The sequence below is a fragment of the Bacillus sp. SH7-1 genome (assembly GCF_008042405.1).
GTDB classification, from domain to species: domain Bacteria; phylum Bacillota; class Bacilli; order Bacillales; family Bacillaceae_G; genus Bacillus_A; species Bacillus_A thuringiensis_N.
Window position 1 is genome coordinate 318,779 of sequence record NZ_QNUD01000003.1, and the last position, 20,209, is coordinate 338,987.

Below are 20,209 nucleotides of genomic sequence, written 5' to 3' on the forward strand. Positions count from 1 at the left end.
CTACAAAAAAAACGGGAAACTTTATATAGCAATAAAATTATAATTTATCTATTCCTTATTTCGGAAGCATATGGGCTCCTTGCAGCACATACCTAATTTGCATTTCTGTATATTCTTCAAGTGTATACAGCTTTTGCAGCGCCCACCGTCTAAATCCCCACATCTGTCCTTGTATAAAAATATTATGTGCAAGAAGCTGTATTTCTTTTTTATTTAATGTAAATGTTCCATTTGCCGTACACTGTTCTAAAATATCCTCAAACATTCCTACCATTTGAAACTCCTTTTCTAATACATACGGAAGTGATTCTTTCGGCAAAAAGCGTACCTCTTGATACATAATTAATACTTCTTCCTGCAATTCGTCCATCACTTTAAAGTAATTCGTTATCGCTACCTTTAAACTTTCTATACTCCCCTTTTCTGTACACACTACTTCCTCTAATCTTTCCTTTACATGTTCATAAATGCTATCACAAACCAAATACAAAACATCATCTTTTGTGCGAATGTACTCATAAAGTGTTCCGATACTAAACCCAGCCGCTTTCGCAATCTCTCTCGTTGTTGTACGCGGGAATCCCTTTTGCTTAAACAATTGCACCGCACCTTTAATCATTTGTTCACGCCTTAACGCGACTAATTTCTCATCTTTCACAGACGCATGTACATTATGTTTAACCATCCCCTTCACCTCTCTCTATTATTTTTTGGAAGGAAAAAGCGTAGGAAAATACCTACGCTTTTGCTCCTACTTCGTTAACATACGAGAAATTACGAGCCTTTGAATCTCTTGTGTTCCTTCATAAATCTGTGTAATTTTTGCATCTCGCATATAACGCTCTACTGGATAATCTTTCGTATAGCCGTAACCACCAAATACTTGCACTGCTTCAGTCGTCACCTTCATTGCTGTATCACCCGCGAATACCTTTGACATCGCTGATTCTTTCCCGTACGGAAGCCCTTCCGATTCAAGCCAAGCCGCTTGGTATGTTAGAAGACGCGCCGCCTCCACATCCGTTGCCATGTCTGCAAGTTTAAAGCCAATGCCTTGCTGCGCCGCAATTGGTTTCCCAAACTGATGGCGCTCTCTTGCATATTCTACAGAAGCATCTAAAGCCCCTTGTGCAATACCAACTGCTTGCGCCGCAATACCATTACGACCACCATCTAATGTTTGCATCGCTATCTTAAACCCTTGCCCTTCTTCTCCTAGTAAATTCTCTACAGGAATACGGCAATCTTCGAACATAATTTCAGTTGTTGGTGAAGAGCGAATCCCTAACTTACTTTCCTTCTTCCCAACTGAAAATCCTGGTCTATCACTTTCCACAATAAACGCGCTCGTGCCACGCTGTTTCGATTCAGGATCAGTTAACGCAAAAACAACATAAATATCAGCAATACCGCCATTTGTAATAAAGATTTTTGAGCCATTTAATACGTAATGGTCTCCATCTCTTTTAGCAATCGTCTTCATTCCGCCAGCATCCGATCCAGATCCTGGCTCCGTTAAACCGTATGCACCAATTTTCGTCCCTTCAGCCATCGGTCGCAAAAACTTCTGCTTTTGCTCCTCTGTTCCAAATTTAAAAATCGGCCATCCAGCAAGTGAAGTGTGTGCGGATAGTGTTACACCTGTTGAAGCACAAACGCGAGATAATTCTTCAATAGCAATTACGTACGCTAAGTAATCGCTTCCAATTCCACCATACTCTTCAGGCCACGGAATACCCGTCAAGCCAAGCTCTGCCATTTGATCAAATAACGCTCGATCAAATCTCTCTTCTTCATCACGCTCAGCTGCTGTCGGTGCTACTTCGTTCTTAGCAAAATCCCGAACCATTTTTCGGATCATCTCATGTTCTTCGGATAGTTTAAAATGCATTCCCGTCTCCCCCTCGTTCTTCTATAAAGCTCGACTAATAACAAGTTTTTGTATCTCACTTGTTCCCTCATATATTTGCGTGATTTTCGCATCCCGGAAAAACCTTTCTACTGGGTAATCTTTCGTATAACCGTAACCACCAAATACTTGCACCGCTTCAATCGCAACTTCAACGGCTGTTTTAGAAGCGAATAATTTCGCAATAGATGCTTCTTTACCGCATGGTAATCCTTGTGCTCTTAGCGATGCTGCTCTATATACGAGTAATCGCGATGCTTCTACACTAGTTGCCATATCTGCAAGTTTGAATCCGATTCCTTGCTGCGCCGCAATTGGCTTTCCGAATTGCTCACGTTCTTTTGCATAATCAATTGCACATGCAAGCGCCGCTTCAGCGATTCCTAAAGCCTGTGCACCAATTCCAATTCGTCCAACATCTAAATTCGCCATCGCTACCTTAAATCCTTGTCCTTCTTCACCAAGTAAATTCTCAGCCGGTACTTTCATATCCTCAAATGTAAGTTGTACTGTGCGAGAACCGAGAAGGCCCATTTTATGCTCATCTTTACCGATAATTAAGCCTGGTGTATCTTTCTCTACTATAAATGCAGAAATCCCACTCTTTCCTGCCTCTGGATTTGTAGAAGCGAATACAATATATGTACTTGCTTCACCGCCATTTGTAATGAACACTTTCGATCCATTAATAATGTAATGATCGCCTTTCTTCACAGCTCTGGATTTCAAACTTCCTGCATCTGATCCTGCATTTGGTTCTGTTAATGCAAATGCACCTAAATATTCACCAGTCGCAAGTTTAGAAACATATTTCTGCTTCTGTTCTTCTGTTCCGAAATATAAAATCGGGTTCATTCCAACTGACGTATGTACAGCTAAAATTACACCAACCGTTGCACTTACCTTTGAGATTTCCTCAATTGCTAGAATGTAAGATATAAAGTCCATTTCTGCCCCACCGTATTTTGCAGGCGCTGGAATACCCATTAATCCAAGCTCACCCATCTTTTGCAAAATCTCTTTCGGGAACACCCCTTGTTCCATACTAGGAACAAAGGGAGCTATTTCCTTCTGTGCAAAATCCCGAACCATTTTCCTCATCATTTGCTGCTCTTCATTAAAACGAAAGTTCATATATTCCGCCTCCATTTGCTATATATCCTTTAAATAATTTGGTAAGACCACTATGTTGTAACAAAGGGGGCATTTATTCGTAAACGTAGAATCCACGACCTGTTTTACGCCCTAACCATCCTGCATTCACATACTTACGTAATAACGGACATGGGCGATATTTACTATCTCCTAATCCTTCATGCAACACTTCCATAATGTATAAACACGTATCTAAACCGATAAAATCGGCGAGTGTCAAAGGCCCCATCGGATGGTTCATACCAAGCTTCATGACTTCATCAATTGCTTCTTTCGTCGCTACACCTTCATATAACGTATAAATTGCTTCGTTAATCATCGGCAGCAAAATGCGATTTGATACAAAACCTGGGAAATCATTCACTTCAACTGGTACTTTCCCAATTTTTTTCGTAATATCTTCAATTGCTTCATATACCGCATCATCAGTAGCCAAACCACGAATAATCTCAACAAGCTTCATAACTGGAACTGGATTCATAAAGTGCATACCGATTACTTTTTCCGGACGCTTCGTTACCGCTGCAATTTCTGTAATTGGCAGAGATGACGTATTCGTCGCTAAAATTGCGTGTTCTGGAGCAATTTCATCTAGATTCGCAAAGATTTTCTTTTTAATATCCATTTTCTCAACAGCTGCTTCAATAATAAGATCCGCTTCTTTCACACAATCTAAATCAAGCGTTACTGTAAGACGATTTAATGTCGCTTCCTTCTCTTCTTCCTTCATACGTCCTTTTTCTACTTGGCGTGCTAAGTTTTTCGTAATGATAGCCAATCCTCTATCTAATTGCTCTTGCTTTAAATCTTGTACCTTCACGTCATATCCTGCCATTGCACATACTTGTGCAATTCCTGATCCCATTTGCCCTGCACCAATTACAACAATGTTTTGTACACCCATTTTTTCTTCCCCCTTAATTGTTAATAAATTTTATACCCTCGAACTTTAATTAGTGAACTTCAATCATCACTGCGTCCCCTTGACCGCCACCGCTACAAATCGAAGCAATTCCAATTCCGCCGCCGCGCTGCTTAAGTGCATGGATTAGTGTAACGATAATGCGCGCTCCGCTTGCTCCAATTGGATGTCCCATCGCTACCGCGCCGCCATTTACATTCAATTTTTCCGGATCAATTCCTGCGATTTCTGTACTTGCAATTGCTACCGCTGCAAAGGCTTCATTAATCTCGAATAAATCAATGTCTTCAATTGTCTTGCCTGTTTTTTCAAGCAATGCGTTAATTGCATAACCTGGAGTTCTTGGGAAATCTTTAGATTCCACTGCAATTGCTGTATGCGCCAAAATTGTCGCTAATGGCTTTCTTCCTTCTTGCTTCGCTCTGTCTTCGCTCATTAATACAAGTGCGGCACCACCATCGTTTAGTCCTGGCGCATTACCAGCTGTCACCGTCGCTGTCTTATCAAATACAGGTTTTAACTTTGCTAACTTTTCAATCGTTGTATCTTCACGTGGCGCCTCATCCTTTGCAACGACAATAGGATCGCCTTTTCTTTGCGGAATCGTTACTGGCACGATTTCCTCTTCAAAACGCCCTTCTTTATGCGCTGAAACCGCACGCTGATGGCTACGATATGCCCATTCATCTTGCGCTTCGCGAGAAATTCCATCTTCCTTTGCAACTTCTCCGCCATAAACGCCCATGTGTGTACCTGAAAATGCGCATGTTAAACCGTCAGCAACGTTTAAATCAATAACTTCGTTGTTGCCCATTCTGTATCCCCATCTTGCTCCGCGTAAAATGTAAGGACTGTTACTCATCGACTCCATACCGCCAGCTACAATCAGTGATTGATCGCCAGTACGAATAATTTGATCCGCTAACGTAACCGCACGAAGTCCTGATGCACAAACTTTATTCACTGTTTCCGTCTGCACTTCCCAAGGGATTCCAGCAGCCCTTGCAGCTTGACGCGATGGAATTTGCCCCTGTCCCCCCTGAATAACCGTTCCAAATATAACTTCTTCAACATCACTAGCCGCAACATTTGCTCTTTCAAGCGCTGCTTTAATTGCAATTCCTCCAAGTTCCGTCGCTTTTACATCTTTTAAAAATCCTCCAAATTTTCCAACTGGTGTTCTTGCAGCACTTAAAATAACTGTTTTACTCATGTTTCTTTCCCCCATTTCTTTTTTTAACACTGAGCGCTCGCTCGGTATCCCTACGTTGAGAAGAGGTGCAATCATTGCACCTCTTTCTAAAGTTGTATACATTCTTATAAACTACATCGCTTCTTTTTTCTGTCCGATAACAGATCGTTCTAAAATCTCTGTCACATCAAGAGTTTGAACTTTCTCTTCTACCTCTTTCGCTTTCGTCCCATCACTAATCATCGTTAAGCAATATGGACAACCTGTACCGATAATAGATGGCTGTACAGCTAGCGCCTGTTCTGTACGAGCAACGTTAATACGAGAACCTGCTGTTTCCTCCATCCACATTAAGCCACCGCCTGCTCCACAGCACATTCCGGTTTCACGGTTACGTGCCATTTCTACAAGATTCACACCAGGAATCGCTTTCAAAATATCGCGCGGTGCCTCGTATACTTCGTTGTATCTTCCTAAGTAACAGGAATCATGGTACGTAACTGTTTCCTCAATAGCGTGAACAGGTTTTAAGCGTCCTTCTTTCACCCACTGAGCTAACAGTTCTGTATGATGATAGACTTCTGCTTGCAAGCCAAAGTCTGGATACTCATTTTTAAATGTGTTATAAGCATGAGGGTCAATCGTAACGATTTTCTTCACTCCTGCTTTTTCAAATTCTTCAATATTCTTTGTCGCCATCTCTTGGAATACGAATTCATTTCCAAGGCGGCGCGGTGTATCTCCAGAGTTCTTTTCTTTATTACCGAGAATCGCGAATGAAATGCCTGCCTCGTTCATTAACTTCGCAAAGGATATCGCAATCTTCTGACTACGATTGTCGTATGATCCCATCGAACCAACCCAGAATAAATATTCAAACTCCTCGCCAGCTTTTGATTTCTCTTTTACAGTTGGAACTGTTACTTCATCATCACCTTGGCGCCATGTTTCACGCTCTTTACGGTTTAGACCCCACGGATTCCCTTGACGCTCGATGTTCGTCATCGCACGCTGCGCTTCCGCGTCCATCTTTCCTTCTGTTAAAACGAGATAGCGGCGTAAATCAATAATTTTATCAACATGCTCATTCATAACCGGACACTGGTCCTCACAGTTACGGCACGTTGTACAAGCCCAAATCTCTTCTTCTGTAATAACATCTCCGATTAAACTCGGATCGTAAGCGAGTGTTGTAGCCGCTGATTCTTGTTGCCCTTTCCCAGCTGCCATCATCGCTAACTGATTTCCTTGTGTATTATTAAAAGCAACCACTGGAACCCATGGCGCTTTTGATGTTACTGCTGCTCCTTTATCAGTTAAATGATCACGAAGCTTTAAAATTAAATCCATCGGTGATAACATTTTTCCTGTTCCTGTTGCCGGGCACATATTTGTACAACGACCACACTCTACACAAGCGTATAAATCGATAAGCTGATTTTGTCTAAAGTCTTCAATTTTACCGACACCAAATGTTTCTTGTGTTTCATCTTCAAAGTCAATTTTTTCAAGTTTCCCTGGATTTGAAAGACGACCGAAGAATACGTTAGCTGGTCCTGCAATTAAATGTGCGTGTTTTGATTGTGGTACGTACACTAAAAACGTTAACAAAATTAGTAAATGCACCCACCAAGAGAAATAGAACACAGAAATGGCTACGGTTTCATTTATCCCTGAGAAAACGTAAGCAATTGCAGAAGCGATTGGTTCACTCCATGAAAGCTCCTCGCCGTGCCATATAATTCCCATCCCATTACCGAGTAGCACAGAAATCATTAAGCCACCAATAAAGATAAGAACAAGGCCTGATTTGAAATTACGTTTTAAACGAACTAGCTTCTCAACATACCGTCTATGAAAAGCCCAAAAGACTGCAATTAAAATAACAAGTGTGACAATTTCCTGGAAGAATGTAAATGCAGGGTATAGTGGTCCAAGTGGAAGATGTGAGCCTGGTGCGAGTCCTTTCCATACGAAGTCAATTGCTCCAAATTGGACAAGAATAAATCCGTAAAAGAACATAACGTGAATAATGCCGCTCTTCTTATCTTTCAGCAGCTTTTTCTGACCGAAAACATTGACCTTAAGAAGGTCCCAACGCTCTTTAAAACGACGGTCAAATTCAATCTTTTTCCCTAACTGTATGTAGGCCATCCTCGTTCGTATAAGATATACAAACAAATATCCCGCATAAGCAATAACAGCAATGGCAGCCAGCCAATTAATGATCAGTAAGCTATTCATTTTTATGCTACCCCTCTCTTTGTAAGCCTTCTTTCTTTTTTAGAATCTTCAAAAACATATAATTTTCTGAATTTTTTCCCCTATCTTCATTATATAATGAGTGAGCATTCAGTCAACAGTTTTTTGTTATACAACAACATATTTTTTCATAAAGCTGTTTATTTCGGTGAAACTATAAAGTGAAAGTTTGATTTATACAAAACTGATGGTGAAAAGACCGTGAAGGAGGGAGTTTACTCATGTTCTTCTTATCTCTCTTGTTAATAGGCAGTGCTCTCTGGATTGTAATCGATCTTTCTTATGGGAGAATTGTTCATTTAAAGCATGTACGTTCTCGTTCTTTCCCTTTACGTCAAAGTGATTTTCACCTTTATACATATGGAAAAGATTTGTATGACGCCCTATTTACTGATATAAAACAGGCGAAACATCATGTACACGTTCTATTCTTCATTGTAAAAAATGACAAAATCAGCCGCGAATTTTTAAAGTTACTGATAAATAAGGCACAGGAAGGAATTGAAGTACGACTTTTACTCGATCGATTTGGTAGCCATTATTTATCAGATGAAGCAATTCGTTCCCTACGAAAACATGGTGTCTCTTTTTCTTTTTGTCATAAAGTGAAATTCCCTTTCCCTTTCTTTTCTGCCAATCAGCGAAATCATAGAAAAATTACAGTCATTGACGGGAAAATTGGTTATATCGGCGGATTTAATGTTGGTGAAGAGTATTTGGGACATAATGAACGATTAGGATTATGGAGAGACTATCATTTACGTCTTACAGGCGAAGGAGTACAAGATTTACAAAAACAATTTTTACATGACTGGTTTGATGATACAAACCAAAATTTATTGGGTACTTCTCTTTATTTTCCGAAACTGCAACCGGGCACTATCCAACATCAATTTATTCCGACTGATGGTGCGTATTTACAACATACTTTTTTACATTTAATTGAAGGGGCAAAAAAGGAACTCTTTATCGGTACACCATATTTCATTCCTGGAAAAAAAATTATGAACGCATTATTAAAAGCACGAAAACGTGGGGTTCAAATTACGGTTCTTGTTCCAGAAAAAGCTGATCACGCCCTTGTTCGAGAAGCAAAATTCCCATATTGCCGAAAGTTAATACAAGCCGGGTGTAATATTTATGCATTTCAACAAGGTTTTTTTCACGCTAAAGTTATTATAGTGGATGATTATATTTGTGATATCGGAACTGCAAACTTTGATATGAGAAGTTTATATATTAACCATGAAATCAACTGCCTTTTATATGATAAACATTTTATACAAACAGTAAAAAACAAATTCCATGAAGATCTAGAAAACGCATCATTACTTTCCTTTAAAGATGTTAGCCCGCTTTCTCTTATTGATAGAGGAAAAGAATGGATAGGAACGATACTTGCTTTCTTCCTATAAATGAAGGAGGTATATTCATTATGATTATGCGGTTCGGATATGTCTCACATGCAATGGCACTTTGGGACTGTTCTCCTGCCAAAACGATGACATTTACAAGCTTTCAAAAGCTCAGTAAACAAGAACGAGAAGATAAATTGTACGATGTTACAAGGCAAAATCTTGAGCATACAATACGTATTCTTCATTACAATATAGCGCATGAAATTCCATTATATCGCTTGTCTTCTTCCATTGTACCGCTTGCAACACATCCCGAAGTCGAGTTTGATTATATCGGGGCATTTACACCGCTTTGGCATAAAATCGGGGCATTAATTACAGAACACAATTTACGAGTAAGTTTTCATCCAAATCAATTTACCTTATTTACAAGCGACAAGCCACATATTACAACTAACGCTATTACAGATATGACCTATCATTATAAAGTATTAGATGCAATAGGAATTGCAGATACTTCTTATATTAACATCCATGTAGGTGGTGCCTATGGAAATAAAGAAAAAGCTATTGAGCGTTTCCATGAGAACATAAAAAAACTTCCTGCACATATAAAAAAGCAAATGACACTTGAAAACGATGATAAAACATATACGACTGCTGAAACTTTATCTATTTGCCAAAAAGAAAAGATCCCTTTCGTATTTGATTATCATCATCACATGGCAAACCTTTGCGAGGAACCGCTAGAAGTGTTACTTCCTGCAATTTTTGAAACTTGGTCACATACAAATATCCCTCCTAAAGTTCACATTTCCTCCCCTAAATCCAAAAAAGAATTTAGGGCTCACGCTGAATATATTGATTTAGAGTTTATTAAGCCTTTCTTACACATTGCTAAAAAAAACAATCATAATTTCGATATTATGATTGAAAGTAAACAGAAAGATTTAGCAATGTTGCAATTCATACATGAATTATCCTCTATAAGAGGGATAAAAAGAATAAAAAGCGCAACGCTACAATGGTAAATTGTAATGTTGTGCTTTTTTTTTAAAAAGTAATTCTTATAGTAAAAATGTTCCTATTTTATATGCTATTATTTAAATTAGCATTTTCCCCCTGAGATTCAACTTTATTGAAACGGAGTCATAATATGATTAATCAAAAAAAATATGTACAATTTGTCATAATTTATATTTGTATATTTTCTCTTTGGATATTCTTTATTCCAAATGAGTGGAATATAAAAGAAATTGGAATCCTTTTCTTATTTTGTTTTGCTGCAATCTTTTCTTGTTATTGCTCATATAAAGCAATTAAGAAGATGAAACGCGGTGATAAATTATTTTGGGTGTTATTATTATGCACTTGCCTATGTGGATTGGCTATGGAGATAACTTTATTTCTTCATTCACTTTCTATATGTAATCAAGTCATATTCTCATATGAGGCACTACCTTTTTTCATCATACAATATATTTTACTCTTTTCTGGATTTGCTATAAAGTTCATAAAACATTACTCTATTAGAGGCCTTGCCCAATTTTCATTCGATAGTATCTTTATCGTTATTATGAATATTTATTTCACCTTAACTTTTATTTTGGACCTTTCAAGCTTCAATATGCTAACAAAGGGTACGTGGGTTTTAATCGGATACTTTATCGCACAATCATTAGTAATTTACGCCGTTATTAGCCTATATAGAAGAGAACAATATTCTTCTAGTAGAATTTCATTAATTATTGGTTTTACTATCATTCTCGTTTACGGATATATACAGCTGTTCCAGTTAAACACAGGAATGCAAACTTCTGCTGAAGTCTCTTATTTAATACATACCGCTTCAATTTTATTAATTGGTTTGTCGTCCATACTATATATTTTAGATAAACCAATACAGCATGAAACGAAAACAAAATATTATCGATTTGATTATGTGCGCTTTATATTACCTTATTTTAGTATAATCATTACTTTTTCTTTTATTCTCTTTCAACCTTGGGATGATAAGTTCATGTTAATCGGTCTAGTATTATCACTCATCTTATTATTCCTACGACAACTTTACATGTGGAAAGATAATAAAGTATTAATCGATACATATGAACAGCTGACTACACAACTAGAAGATGAAGTTGAAGAAGGTGCATTTGCATTATCCAAAAGTGAACAACGCTATAAATCTTTATTTGAAGATCATCCCGATGCTGTTTTCTCTTTAAATATGAATGGTATTTTCCAACAATCTAATACAGCTTGTGAAAGCTTATTTACTGCCTACTATTGTGAAGTAGAAAGCTATTCCCTGTTACACTTTATTGATCCAAAAGACCATGATTTACTACAGAAAGCTTTACAAATAACAAAAGAAGGTAGACCACAAACCTTAGAAGTTCGCACAAAAGAAAAAGAAGGTTATTACTATTACCTTCACATTACACTCATCCCTATTTTCATAAACAAAGAAGTTGTTGGGATGTTCGGCATAGCACGTGATATTACAACTTTATATGAAAAACAAAAACAAGTAGAACATTTAGCCTTTCATGATGCACTTACTGGATTACCAAATCGTCGAAAGTTTGAAAAGGATTTAAAAGACATTTTAAATACAGCTCAAACTAGTGCAAATGATGTTGCCATCATGTTCCTTGATTTAGATCGATTCAAAAAAATTAACGATAGACTTGGTCACGACGTCGGAGATTTATTATTAATTGAAGTAGCAAAAAGGTTACGCAGTTGCTTGCGTTCAAAGGATGTCGTTGCTCGCCAAGGCGGAGATGAGTTTACAATTCTATTACCAGATATGTACTCAGAAAAGAGTGCAATATTTATAGCTGAACAGATTTTAACCATTTTAAACAAACCATTCTTCATTAAAGATGAAGAACTGTCTATTACACCAAGTATCGGAATTGCAATGTACCCTGATTATGGAACAGATGTAACAGAATTAATGAAAAATGCTGATATGGCTATGTATCGCGCAAAAGCAAATGGAAAAAACAGATTCGTTTTCTTCTCAAAAGAAATGAGTATTGCTCAAAATGAGAGTAACTTCTTAGAAGGAGAACTTTCAAAAGCATTACAACAAAATGAATTTTTCCTTGAATACCAGCCACAAGTAAGCACAAAAACAAAACAAATTATCGGTTTTGAAGCATTAATTCGTTGGAAGCATCCAAAACTCGGCATCGTATCTCCCGCCCAATTCATTCCACTAGCAGAGGAAACCGGATTTATTATTGAACTTGGAAATTGGATTTTACGTACTGCTTGCTTAGAGGCAAAAAGATGGCATAATCAAGGTTTTTCTCACTTGAAAGTTGGTGTGAATTTATCTGTTGTTCAATTTAACCATGCAGATTTAATCCCAACCATTTCAAAAGTATTAGAAGAAACAGAGCTAAAACCAGAAGCATTAGATATTGAAATTACGGAAAGTATCGCAATTAATCAAAATCAATCTGTAGTTGCAAAGTTAGAACAGCTTCAAAATCTCGGTATTCAAATTTCAATCGATGATTTTGGGACTGGTTATAGTTCTTTAGCTTATTTAACAAAATATCCAATCAACACATTAAAAATTGCTCGAGAGTTTATTTGCGGAATTACAACTAGCCCTTTAGAGGAAGCGATTATTTCTTCCATTATTACACTATCAAAAGAACTAAATTTAGAAGTTATTGCAGAAGGTGTAGAGACCGAAGAACAATGGAAGTTTTTATATGAGCAAAACTGTGACCACATTCAAGGATTCTTTATTAGCAAGCCTGTTTCTAGTAAAGACGTTTGGAGGTTACTCCACAAAAAAACAACCGTCTAAGTAAGACGGTTGTTTTTTAATATTCAAATGGTAGATCTCCAGCTAATTGTACCTCTTGATCATTATGAGAAATTACTTGGCTTTTCTCTAATGCTGTATCACCTAATGAAATACCCCATGCCATCGCTAACGTTAATAGACTACCAATAAGTAGTTTCTTCATATTCCATCACCCACATTTTTTATTTTAATATATCATGAAAATTTATCCATATCCTATGCAATTATGCATATCCATTTTTTAGGTTTTCTATCTACTGATTTTATCTGCAATCGCTTCTTTATATGCATGCATTTCTAATATATCAAAAAAGAAACTTGCCTTTTTATATGCATCTTCGATCTTTGCCTCTTCATGCCCCAGTTTTCCTAGGCATTCACCTCTTTGATAATATAACTGTCCAATTAATGCCATACTATTAATTCGGCATGATATTTCAATCGCTTTATTTACTTGATAAAGTGACTCTTCATATTGCTCATCTAAGTATAATGCTTTTGCATGATTATATCTTACCTTCACGTCAAATTCTTCATTATCATGCAATGTCTCTAATTGTTTTAATATATCTTCAAATAACTCAATACTCTTCTTAAAATAGCTATTTTCAGCATAAATATTTGCAATTGCATTTTCTATATAGAGGTTTTGGTATACGTCTATTCCAGCTAATTGTTGGTTTAACAATTTTTTCAATTCTAAAATACAATATTCGTAATCAATTTTCTTCAATATGTAAGCTGCTACATGATATTGCCATTGAAGAAACTGCTGGAATTCAGGATGATATTCTTCCTTTTTCAACTCATTCCATACTCTATTATAAATCTCTTTATATTTCTTTTGCTTACACAGCATAATGACTTGATCTTTAAACTGTTTTTTTCTTTCAATATCCGAATAAATGAGTACCTCATAAAAATGAATAATGGGAACTTGTAGTTTTGCTGCGATACCTTGCAATATATCCATACTTGGGTATACCGCGCCCGATTCAATTCGGCTCACTTCCGATTGATGACATATGTTCTCAGACAACTGTTTTTGTGTTAATCCCCTCATTACCCTAATTTTCTTAATTTCACTTCCTAATTTTTCTGCGTGCATACTTACTCACCATCCCGTTATAACAATCTAATTTGTTAAGTTGTCATACCACTACAATAATGTGAATTCGACAATTTTTGACATGAAATAATGCATAATATATATAAAATTCGGCAAATTTTCCATACATTTCATCTCACATACAATAATAGATTAGATGTTTTATAGATAAATTATAGAAAACTTGCCCGTGCTTTCGTTACATTCGGTCTTCTTTGTCCCTTATCACCAAAAGCTATTCACACCCCGGAATTAGACAAAAACAAGGTAAAAGTTGAGATTGCTCAGCCTAGTTTAACGATTAAAAAAATAACACAACCTCAAAATAATACAAAAAAAATATAGCGAAAAAATATTTAAAAGGTGAGATAAAAGAGGCTAGGCTCAACAAGAGTGAGTGACAGCTGAAAAAATGTAGACTTCCAACCTACCGATAAAGAAAATCAAACCGAAGTTCGTCTTGCACAAACTTACAAAAAATATAAAGCATATGGTCAAGATCTCATCGTAAAAGTAGATAAAGATGGAGTAATTACAATTGTTAGTGGTAAAGTTGTCCAAAATTTAGACCAACAACCTAATCTTACTATAACAAATTTTTTGTCGAAAAATGAAGTAAAATCTAAATTACGCAATATGCTTCAAATTCTAAGCGATGTGACTGCGACGAAACTCTCTATTGAAATACTTATTTATAAGAAAAAAGAAGTTTACCACTCGTAGGTAAACTTCTTTCATATCCATCCCTTTTCTTCCGCAATTGTAATTGCCTCAATTCTATTTTTCGCATCAAGCTTCGTTAATACTTCAGAAATATAATTACGTACTGTACCAGGTGAAAGATAAAGTGCCTTCGCAATTTCATTTGCCGTCTTTCCTTCTTTCGCAAGTAACAATACTTCTTTTTCGCGATCTGATAAAGGGTTTTGCTCCTGCCATAAGCCGAACATTAAATCTTGAGAGATCTCTCGTTTTCCTTTCATTACATTGCGAATTGATGCGGCTAAATCTTCACTTGGGCTATCTTTTAATAAATATCCGTGCACGCCCGCTTTCATTGCTCTTTCAAAATATCCAGGACGCGCAAATGTTGTTAAAATCATTACTTTACATGCTGATTTTTCTTTCTTTAACGTTTCCGCAACATCTAATCCACTTTGAATTGGCATTTCAATATCCATAATGCTTACATCAGGCTTTAACGATTCAATTAATTTTAGTGCCTCTTCCCCGTTCGCAGCTTGCCCAATTACTTCAATATCATCTTCTAGATCAAGCAGGGCCCCTAATGCACCACGAAGCATCCGCTGATCTTCTGCAATAATAATTCGAATCATGCCCTCACCTCATCTTTTCCTGTTCGAATAACAACTGGAACTTTTACTGTTAATAGTGTCCCTGGATTAATCGTACCCAGTTCAACAAATCCATCAATAAGAGCGATTCGCTCTTTCATGCCACGAATGCCATTTCCATCATGGTTTTGATCTGCTAAGCCAATTCCGTTATCCTCTACTGTCAAAATTAATTCGCCTTGTGATTCTAGTACAGAAACTGTGCAACGCGTTGCCTTACTATGCTTTACGACATTTGTCACAGCCTCACGTAAACACATTCCTAAAATATTTTGTTCAATGGGTGATAACGAACTCGCACTCGTTTCTTGTTTGATCTCTAATCCAATATTAGCAGCTTGTAAGATTGCTTTTATTTGCTCAAGCTCTTCCTCTACTGTAATCATGCGCATATCAGAAATTAATTCCCTTAGCTGCTTTAAAGCGGTACGAGATGTTTGTGTAATTTCCTTCGCTTCCGCACTTGCTCGCTCCGGATTTTTTACAATTAACTTTTCCACAAGCTGACTTTTTAAAGTAATGAGTGATAATGTATGCCCTAACGTATCATGAAGATCTCTTGCAATCCGCTGACGTTCTTCACGTTTTACTAAGTCTTTGATTTGCTCATTCGCTTCGTTTAATTGATTTCTTAACATCTTTTTCTGATTAAAATTACGCATTCCAAATGGCGTAAGGAGCATTAAAATAAACATCGGAACGATATTTACTAAACTTGTAGTCGTTAGTTGATTCATATTTACAAATAAAAATGCCCCAAGCATTATAACTAACAAACATAATAGCACTCGAAACACTTTCTTATTTGGCGTAAATCCCATCGCACTTGCCGTGAAAAAGCCAAAGAATATCATGAAAGGATTGTAAAATAAAGCAAATAAAAAGATGAGTACCATTTGAATACATGCCCAAAAAACAAACGTCCTCTGTACAAAATAAAGCTGACGGTATGTGATGATAAAAACTATCAACATACCGCTTCCAATTACAAGCTTCCACCCTGATGACTGCACTAAATGGTAAATTGGAAATAACAGATAAACGAACCACATATACGGGAAGAAACCCATATGTTTCGGAAAAATCTCAATCCTCTTCTTCTCTATCATTTATACCGCTTCCTGTCTTTTTCTTATATATATTGATACTACAACAAATATAAGGAAATAACCTCCTAATACCGCGATATTTTCCCAACCAACTGATTTTCCAGCTACAATATCCCATGCACCGCTTCCAAAATGATATGTTGGTGTCCATTCACCAATAGATCTTAATATTTTCGGGAATACTTCAATTGGCATCCATAGACCACCAATTATAGCTAAACTCATATTTAAAATATTCGCTAAACCCGCAGCAGCATCCGCCTTCTTAATAGAACCTATTACTGTCCCTAACGCTAAAAATGGTGTCACACCTAACAACAACCATAATCCAGCACCAATCCATTGCCCTACTGTTAACTCAACATGATTAATTAATATTCCTGCGATAAAGATAACTAAGATTGAAAAAGCATTCACTACAGTTTGAGCGATGATCTTCGCTGTTATATATGCTCCCTCTGGAAGTGGCGTAATTTTTAAAAGATGTGTCCACCCCTGCCCTTTTTCTTGAGAAATTCTCACACCGAAACTAAAAAGTGCTGTTCCTACAATGCTGAACGTTGCCATTGAGATTAAATAATGCGCCTTCCACGCATCTCCGTTTTGTGGCACTTGAACAACATTTGTGAAAATGTAATAAAACATAACTGGCATTAGTAATGAGAAAAAGATAAACAATTTATTACGGAACGTACGTAAAATTTCTATTTTGCATTGCATCCATAAAGCTCTCATGCGATTTCCCCCTTCTGATTTGCGACAAACTGTTCAAATGCTTCATCAAGGCTTCCACGTTCAACTGAAACATCTGTTACAGGTAAGTTCTTTTGATAAATTGCTTTTAAAGTTGCATCTGTATCTTCAGTTGTTAAAGCAAACAGTCCTTCGTTTACCTGTACATCCGTTACACTCGGTAATTCTTTTAGTAATTTTGTAGGAATGCTTTCCTTCGAATAAAACGATATCGTTTTTCGAGAAATCGTTGCCTTCATCTCATTCGGTGTACCATCTGCGATAATCTTTCCGTTCGCAAACAATAAAATACGATCTGCCAATGCATCTGCTTCTTCTAAATAATGTGTCGTTAAAATGATTGTTTTCCCTTCACTTGCTAACTTTCGAATCGTTTCCCAAAATGTTCTTCGAGACGTAATATCCATTCCAACTGTCGGCTCATCTAAAAATAGCAAGTCTGGATTTCCTGCAAGTGCAAGTGCAAAATTTAACCTTCTCTTTTGACCACCTGATAATTTCTCACATCTTTGCTTTCGCTCCGATTCTAAATTTGATAACTGTAATAAAGTTTCTTTTGCTACCGGATTTGTATAATAACTACGGAATAGCTCAATTGCTTCTTCCACCGTAATACTATCAATAACACTTACTTCTTGTAGCATCGCACCGAGGCTATTACGAACATCTCTATGCTTTGGACTTTTTCCAAATATAGAAACAGTTCCTTCCGTCGGCTCCTTTAATCCCAGCATCATCGACATCGTCGTCGTTTTCCCTGCACCATTCGGTCCAAGTAGTGCTACGATTTCCCCTTTATTCACATGAAACGAAACATTATTTACTGCGTTTTTATGTTTAAATGTTTTAGAAACACTATTTACTTCAATAATCTTTTCCATCTCTCCACCCCCGCTGTTTCTTATATTTACATTGTATTACTTGGAAAACTAAGGAAACAGTATGATGCGTCATAACATCGATATGACAATTGTCATGTATTCTTTATGAGACGAATCAGCCCGCATACCGCAAGCTAGTAGCAGGACGAAAATAAACATGATACAATCGGATAAGATATATATTCGAGGAAGGACAGTGGTTTTCATGATTATTCGTAATGAACAAGACTTAGAAGGCTTACGAAAAATCGGCCGCATCGTTGCGCTTGCACGTGAAGAAATGAAAAAACAAGCAAAGCCAGGCATGACAACGAAAGAGCTAGATTTAATCGGTAAAAAAGTATTAGATGAGCATGGTGCTATTTCTGCACCTGAAAAAGAATATGATTTCCCTGGCGTAACTTGCATCAGTGTAAACGAAGAAGTTGCTCACGGTATTCCCGGAGATCGCGTATTAAAAGAAGGCGACCTTGTAAATGTCGACGTATCTGCTGCACTTGATGGTTATTATGCAGATACAGGTATTTCATTTGTACTTGGAGAAGATGAAGCAAAAGAAAAGCTTTGCCAAGCAGCTGTTGATGCATTTTGGGCAGCAATGAAAAAAGTTAAAGCTGGTTCAAAACAAAACCAAATTGGGCGTGCTGTTTCAAACTTTGCACATAAAAATGGATACAATGTGATTCAAAACTTAACTGGTCACGGTATTGGTCTTAGCTTACATGAATCACCAAATCACATTTTAAGCTACTTTGACCCAATGGATAATGCGCTTCTAAAAGACGGTCTTGTGATTGCAGTAGAGCCATTCATTTCTATGAAAGCTGATCATATTATTGAGCGTGGTGACGATGGTTGGACATTCGTTACACCTGATAAAAGCCTTGTTGCACAATGTGAACATACAGTTGTCGTAACTCGCGGCGAACCGATTATCTTAACAGAAATATAAAAAAGAACCGCTTCCTAGTAAGAAGCGGTTCTTTTTACATGCTCTTTTGAAAAGAAGCAATACGGTTGAACTCTTTTTCATTTACATATATAATTTTTAACGAAGGTTATTGATGATTATCTCTTATAAAAGATAATCAAGGGAGTACCTTCTTTTTTTATTTAACAGCATCGATTAAAGTAATGCGTTCTATTTATCATAAAACGCTATCTTCGCTTTAATCTACGAATTGTATACTCTTTTAGGCAGTACATATTTTCTTCATCCTGACCAAATTCAAGCTACATTTTATTACTACCTCAATACGAAAGAATTTTTACAATGGGATACATTATTTTGGTTAGCATGTATCGTAAAACTCACCTTTATAACGATTCTTTGCACATTGCAAGAATACAAATCATCATAAAATAGTTAAAGCGTTTCACTGCATATTTTTTGTATGTACCTATTTTATAAAGAATCACGAAACAAGTCACATTCTATAAAGGTCTGATATCATTCCTTATCAGTATTTTATTCGACATTTTTTGTCGAAAATTGTATATTCACTCTCTATATTATTAGAATATGCATTTATTTTACGTTACAAATCATCGAATATGAACACTTTTCCTAGAGAGTATACGTAGTAAAGGAGGCATCACGTAAAGCACATTGATCCATGACAAATAATCCCTTCACAAAGCATTTTTATGCAATACAAGGATTCATAAAGGAGGCACAATGAAAAAACTTTTCAATATATGTTTAATTACATTCGTACTATTTTCGCAGCTTGCTAGTTTTCCATACAATCAAGTAAAAGCGGAAACATTAACGGGGAATTCATTATTTGACACTGTTGAAATGAAAGATGCAACGAATCATATTATTGACGAAGCATTAAATCCAAAAAACTTAATACAGTTAGGATCAACCATTCACCTAGAATATGCTTGGTCAATAAAAGATCAACAAACAGACACAACAGTGCTCCAAATACCTAACGCATTAAAAGTTAAAAGTGACCAACAAGGAAACTTGATGGCAGCTCAACAAATTATTGGTCAATATTTTGTTACAGCAAACGATAACAAAATGAAATTAGTATTTAACGACCAAGTAAAAGATTCCAAAGGTGCTAACGGAAAAATTAGTTTTGATACAGTATTCAATCCAGATTTAAAATCTGGTGCAAAATCTGTTCAACTCTCGTTCCCTTTAGGTGCAACAACTAAGTCTATTTCAGTTCCTGTTCAGGTAGATAATCCAGCTTCACCTACTACGGATAAGGATACTACTCAACAACCCGCGGAAGAGCAAAAGAACAACGATGCTCAAAAACCTGCGGAAGAGCAAAAGAACAACGATGCTCAAAAACCTGCGGAAGAGCAAAAGAACGACGATGCTCAACAACACGCGGAAGAGCAAAAGAA

At 36.8% G+C, this 20,209-nt stretch carries 17 protein-coding genes and 1 pseudogene; 6 read left to right on the forward strand and 12 right to left on the reverse strand.

Annotation, left to right across the window (positions count from 1 at the left end; genetic code table 11):
• Nucleotides 1–55 precede the first annotated feature (55 nt).
• The 6 genes from DN390_RS02500 to DN390_RS02525 form a co-directional block, all read right to left on the reverse strand.
• Nucleotides 56–685 (reverse strand): TetR/AcrR family transcriptional regulator, encoded by a 630-nt coding sequence (locus DN390_RS02500; RefSeq protein WP_060632969.1) that lies wholly within the window; start codon nt 683–685, stop codon nt 56–58.
• A 66-nt stretch (nt 686–751) separates the two neighbouring features.
• Nucleotides 752–1,891, reverse strand: a complete 1,140-nt coding sequence (acdA, locus tag DN390_RS02505) for an acyl-CoA dehydrogenase AcdA (protein WP_097950869.1) — start codon at nt 1,889–1,891, stop codon at nt 752–754.
• Between the two features lie 21 nt (nt 1,892–1,912).
• A complete protein-coding gene (locus tag DN390_RS02510; RefSeq protein ID WP_060632971.1) occupies nt 1,913–3,043 on the reverse strand; it encodes an acyl-CoA dehydrogenase in 1,131 nt (376 codons plus the stop codon).
• Between the two features lie 73 nt (nt 3,044–3,116).
• Nucleotides 3,117–3,968 (reverse strand): 3-hydroxybutyryl-CoA dehydrogenase, encoded by an 852-nt coding sequence (locus DN390_RS02515; RefSeq protein WP_000538874.1) that lies wholly within the window; start codon nt 3,966–3,968, stop codon nt 3,117–3,119.
• Between the two features lie 49 nt (nt 3,969–4,017).
• Entirely contained in the window at nt 4,018–5,301 is a 1,284-nt protein-coding gene (locus DN390_RS02520; RefSeq protein ID WP_147806498.1) for an acetyl-CoA C-acetyltransferase, read from the reverse strand.
• 9 nt (nt 5,302–5,310) lie between these two features.
• On the reverse strand, nt 5,311–7,422 hold the full coding sequence (locus DN390_RS02525) for a (Fe-S)-binding protein (RefSeq protein WP_097950872.1): 2,112 nt from the start codon (nt 7,420–7,422) through the stop codon (nt 5,311–5,313).
• A gap of 239 nt (nt 7,423–7,661) precedes the next feature.
• Between DN390_RS02525 and cls the strand changes: the two genes are divergently transcribed.
• The 3 genes from cls (at nt 7,662) to DN390_RS02540 (ending at nt 12,633) form a co-directional block, all read left to right on the forward strand.
• Nucleotides 7,662–8,855, forward strand: coding sequence for a cardiolipin synthase (gene cls, locus DN390_RS02530; protein ID WP_147806499.1), 1,194 nt, complete (start codon nt 7,662–7,664; stop codon nt 8,853–8,855).
• 20 nt (nt 8,856–8,875) lie between these two features.
• The gene (gene uvsE / locus DN390_RS02535; RefSeq protein ID WP_147806500.1) at nt 8,876–9,829 is read left to right on the forward strand and encodes a UV DNA damage repair endonuclease UvsE; all 954 of its coding nucleotides are present in this window, start codon (nt 8,876–8,878) and stop codon (nt 9,827–9,829) included.
• Between the two features lie 125 nt (nt 9,830–9,954).
• Complete coding sequence (locus tag DN390_RS02540; RefSeq protein ID WP_147806501.1) at nt 9,955–12,633, forward strand: DUF4084 domain-containing protein; 2,679 nt, start codon at nt 9,955–9,957, stop codon at nt 12,631–12,633.
• Nucleotides 12,634–12,649: 16 nt separating this feature from the next.
• Here DN390_RS02540 and DN390_RS02545 read toward each other — a convergent pair whose 3' ends face one another.
• A complete protein-coding gene (locus DN390_RS02545) occupies nt 12,650–12,796 on the reverse strand; it encodes a quorum-sensing peptide PapR (RefSeq protein ID WP_000734732.1) in 147 nt (48 codons plus the stop codon).
• Between the two features lie 87 nt (nt 12,797–12,883).
• A complete protein-coding gene (gene plcR, locus DN390_RS02550) occupies nt 12,884–13,741 on the reverse strand; it encodes a transcriptional regulator PlcR (protein WP_147806502.1) in 858 nt (285 codons plus the stop codon).
• A 168-nt stretch (nt 13,742–13,909) separates the two neighbouring features.
• Between plcR and DN390_RS02555 the strand changes: the two are divergent.
• Nucleotides 13,910–14,461: pseudogene (locus DN390_RS02555) on the forward strand (M4 family metallopeptidase); the annotation flags it as partial.
• A 14-nt stretch (nt 14,462–14,475) separates the two neighbouring features.
• On the opposite strand, the gene DN390_RS02560 reads toward DN390_RS02555, so the two are convergent.
• From DN390_RS02560 to DN390_RS02575, 4 genes are read right to left on the reverse strand one after another with little or no spacing between them, the layout of a single operon-like run.
• Entirely contained in the window at nt 14,476–15,078 is a 603-nt protein-coding gene (locus tag DN390_RS02560; protein WP_000619254.1) for a response regulator transcription factor, read from the reverse strand.
• A complete protein-coding gene (locus DN390_RS02565; RefSeq protein ID WP_147806503.1) occupies nt 15,075–16,205 on the reverse strand; it encodes a sensor histidine kinase in 1,131 nt (376 codons plus the stop codon). Before DN390_RS02565 ends, DN390_RS02560 begins: the two co-directional genes overlap by 4 nt.
• Nucleotides 16,206–16,940 carry an ABC transporter permease gene (locus tag DN390_RS02570; protein WP_147806504.1) on the reverse strand — a complete coding sequence of 245 codons (735 nt, stop codon included), beginning with the start codon at nt 16,938–16,940 and terminating at the stop codon, nt 16,206–16,208.
• Nucleotides 16,937–17,839 (reverse strand): ABC transporter ATP-binding protein, encoded by a 903-nt coding sequence (locus DN390_RS02575; RefSeq protein ID WP_147806505.1) that lies wholly within the window; start codon nt 17,837–17,839, stop codon nt 16,937–16,939. Before DN390_RS02575 ends, DN390_RS02570 begins: the two co-directional genes overlap by 4 nt.
• Nucleotides 17,840–17,996: 157 nt before the next feature.
• Between DN390_RS02575 and map the strand changes: the two genes are divergently transcribed.
• Both map and DN390_RS02585 read left to right on the forward strand, forming a co-directional pair.
• Nucleotides 17,997–18,791, forward strand: a complete 795-nt coding sequence (map, locus tag DN390_RS02580; RefSeq protein WP_147806506.1) for a type I methionyl aminopeptidase — start codon at nt 17,997–17,999, stop codon at nt 18,789–18,791.
• Nucleotides 18,792–19,517: 726 nt separating this feature from the next.
• The coding region (locus DN390_RS02585) for an Ig-like domain-containing protein (protein WP_255443884.1) at nt 19,518–20,209 on the forward strand (692 nt) is incomplete at its 3' end.

Excerpts from the sequence above, each read along its gene's own strand:
- DN390_RS02500 (WP_060632969.1), bottom strand. The coding sequence starts at position 685 with ATGGTTAAACATAATGTACATGCGTCTGTGAAAGATGAGAAATTAGTC.
- acdA (WP_097950869.1), bottom strand. The coding sequence starts at position 1,891 with ATGCATTTTAAACTATCCGAAGAACATGAGATGATCCGAAAAATGGTT.
- DN390_RS02510 (WP_060632971.1), bottom strand. The coding sequence starts at position 3,043 with ATGAACTTTCGTTTTAATGAAGAGCAGCAAATGATGAGGAAAATGGTT.
- DN390_RS02515 (WP_000538874.1), bottom strand. The coding sequence starts at position 3,968 with ATGGGTGTACAAAACATTGTTGTAATTGGTGCAGGGCAAATGGGATCA.
- DN390_RS02520 (WP_147806498.1), bottom strand. The coding sequence starts at position 5,301 with ATGTATACAACTTTAGAAAGAGGTGCAATGATTGCACCTCTTCTCAAC.
- DN390_RS02525 (WP_097950872.1), bottom strand. The coding sequence starts at position 7,422 with ATGAATAGCTTACTGATCATTAATTGGCTGGCTGCCATTGCTGTTATT.
- cls (WP_147806499.1), top strand. The coding sequence starts at position 7,662 with ATGTTCTTCTTATCTCTCTTGTTAATAGGCAGTGCTCTCTGGATTGTA.
- uvsE (WP_147806500.1), top strand. The coding sequence starts at position 8,876 with ATGATTATGCGGTTCGGATATGTCTCACATGCAATGGCACTTTGGGAC.
- DN390_RS02540 (WP_147806501.1), top strand. The coding sequence starts at position 9,955 with ATGATTAATCAAAAAAAATATGTACAATTTGTCATAATTTATATTTGT.
- DN390_RS02545 (WP_000734732.1), bottom strand. The coding sequence starts at position 12,796 with ATGAAGAAACTACTTATTGGTAGTCTATTAACGTTAGCGATGGCATGG.
- plcR (WP_147806502.1), bottom strand. The coding sequence starts at position 13,741 with ATGCACGCAGAAAAATTAGGAAGTGAAATTAAGAAAATTAGGGTAATG.
- DN390_RS02560 (WP_000619254.1), bottom strand. The coding sequence starts at position 15,078 with ATGATTCGAATTATTATTGCAGAAGATCAGCGGATGCTTCGTGGTGCA.
- DN390_RS02565 (WP_147806503.1), bottom strand. The coding sequence starts at position 16,205 with ATGATAGAGAAGAAGAGGATTGAGATTTTTCCGAAACATATGGGTTTC.
- DN390_RS02570 (WP_147806504.1), bottom strand. The coding sequence starts at position 16,940 with ATGAGAGCTTTATGGATGCAATGCAAAATAGAAATTTTACGTACGTTC.
- DN390_RS02575 (WP_147806505.1), bottom strand. The coding sequence starts at position 17,839 with ATGGAAAAGATTATTGAAGTAAATAGTGTTTCTAAAACATTTAAACAT.
- map (WP_147806506.1), top strand. The coding sequence starts at position 17,997 with ATGATACAATCGGATAAGATATATATTCGAGGAAGGACAGTGGTTTTC.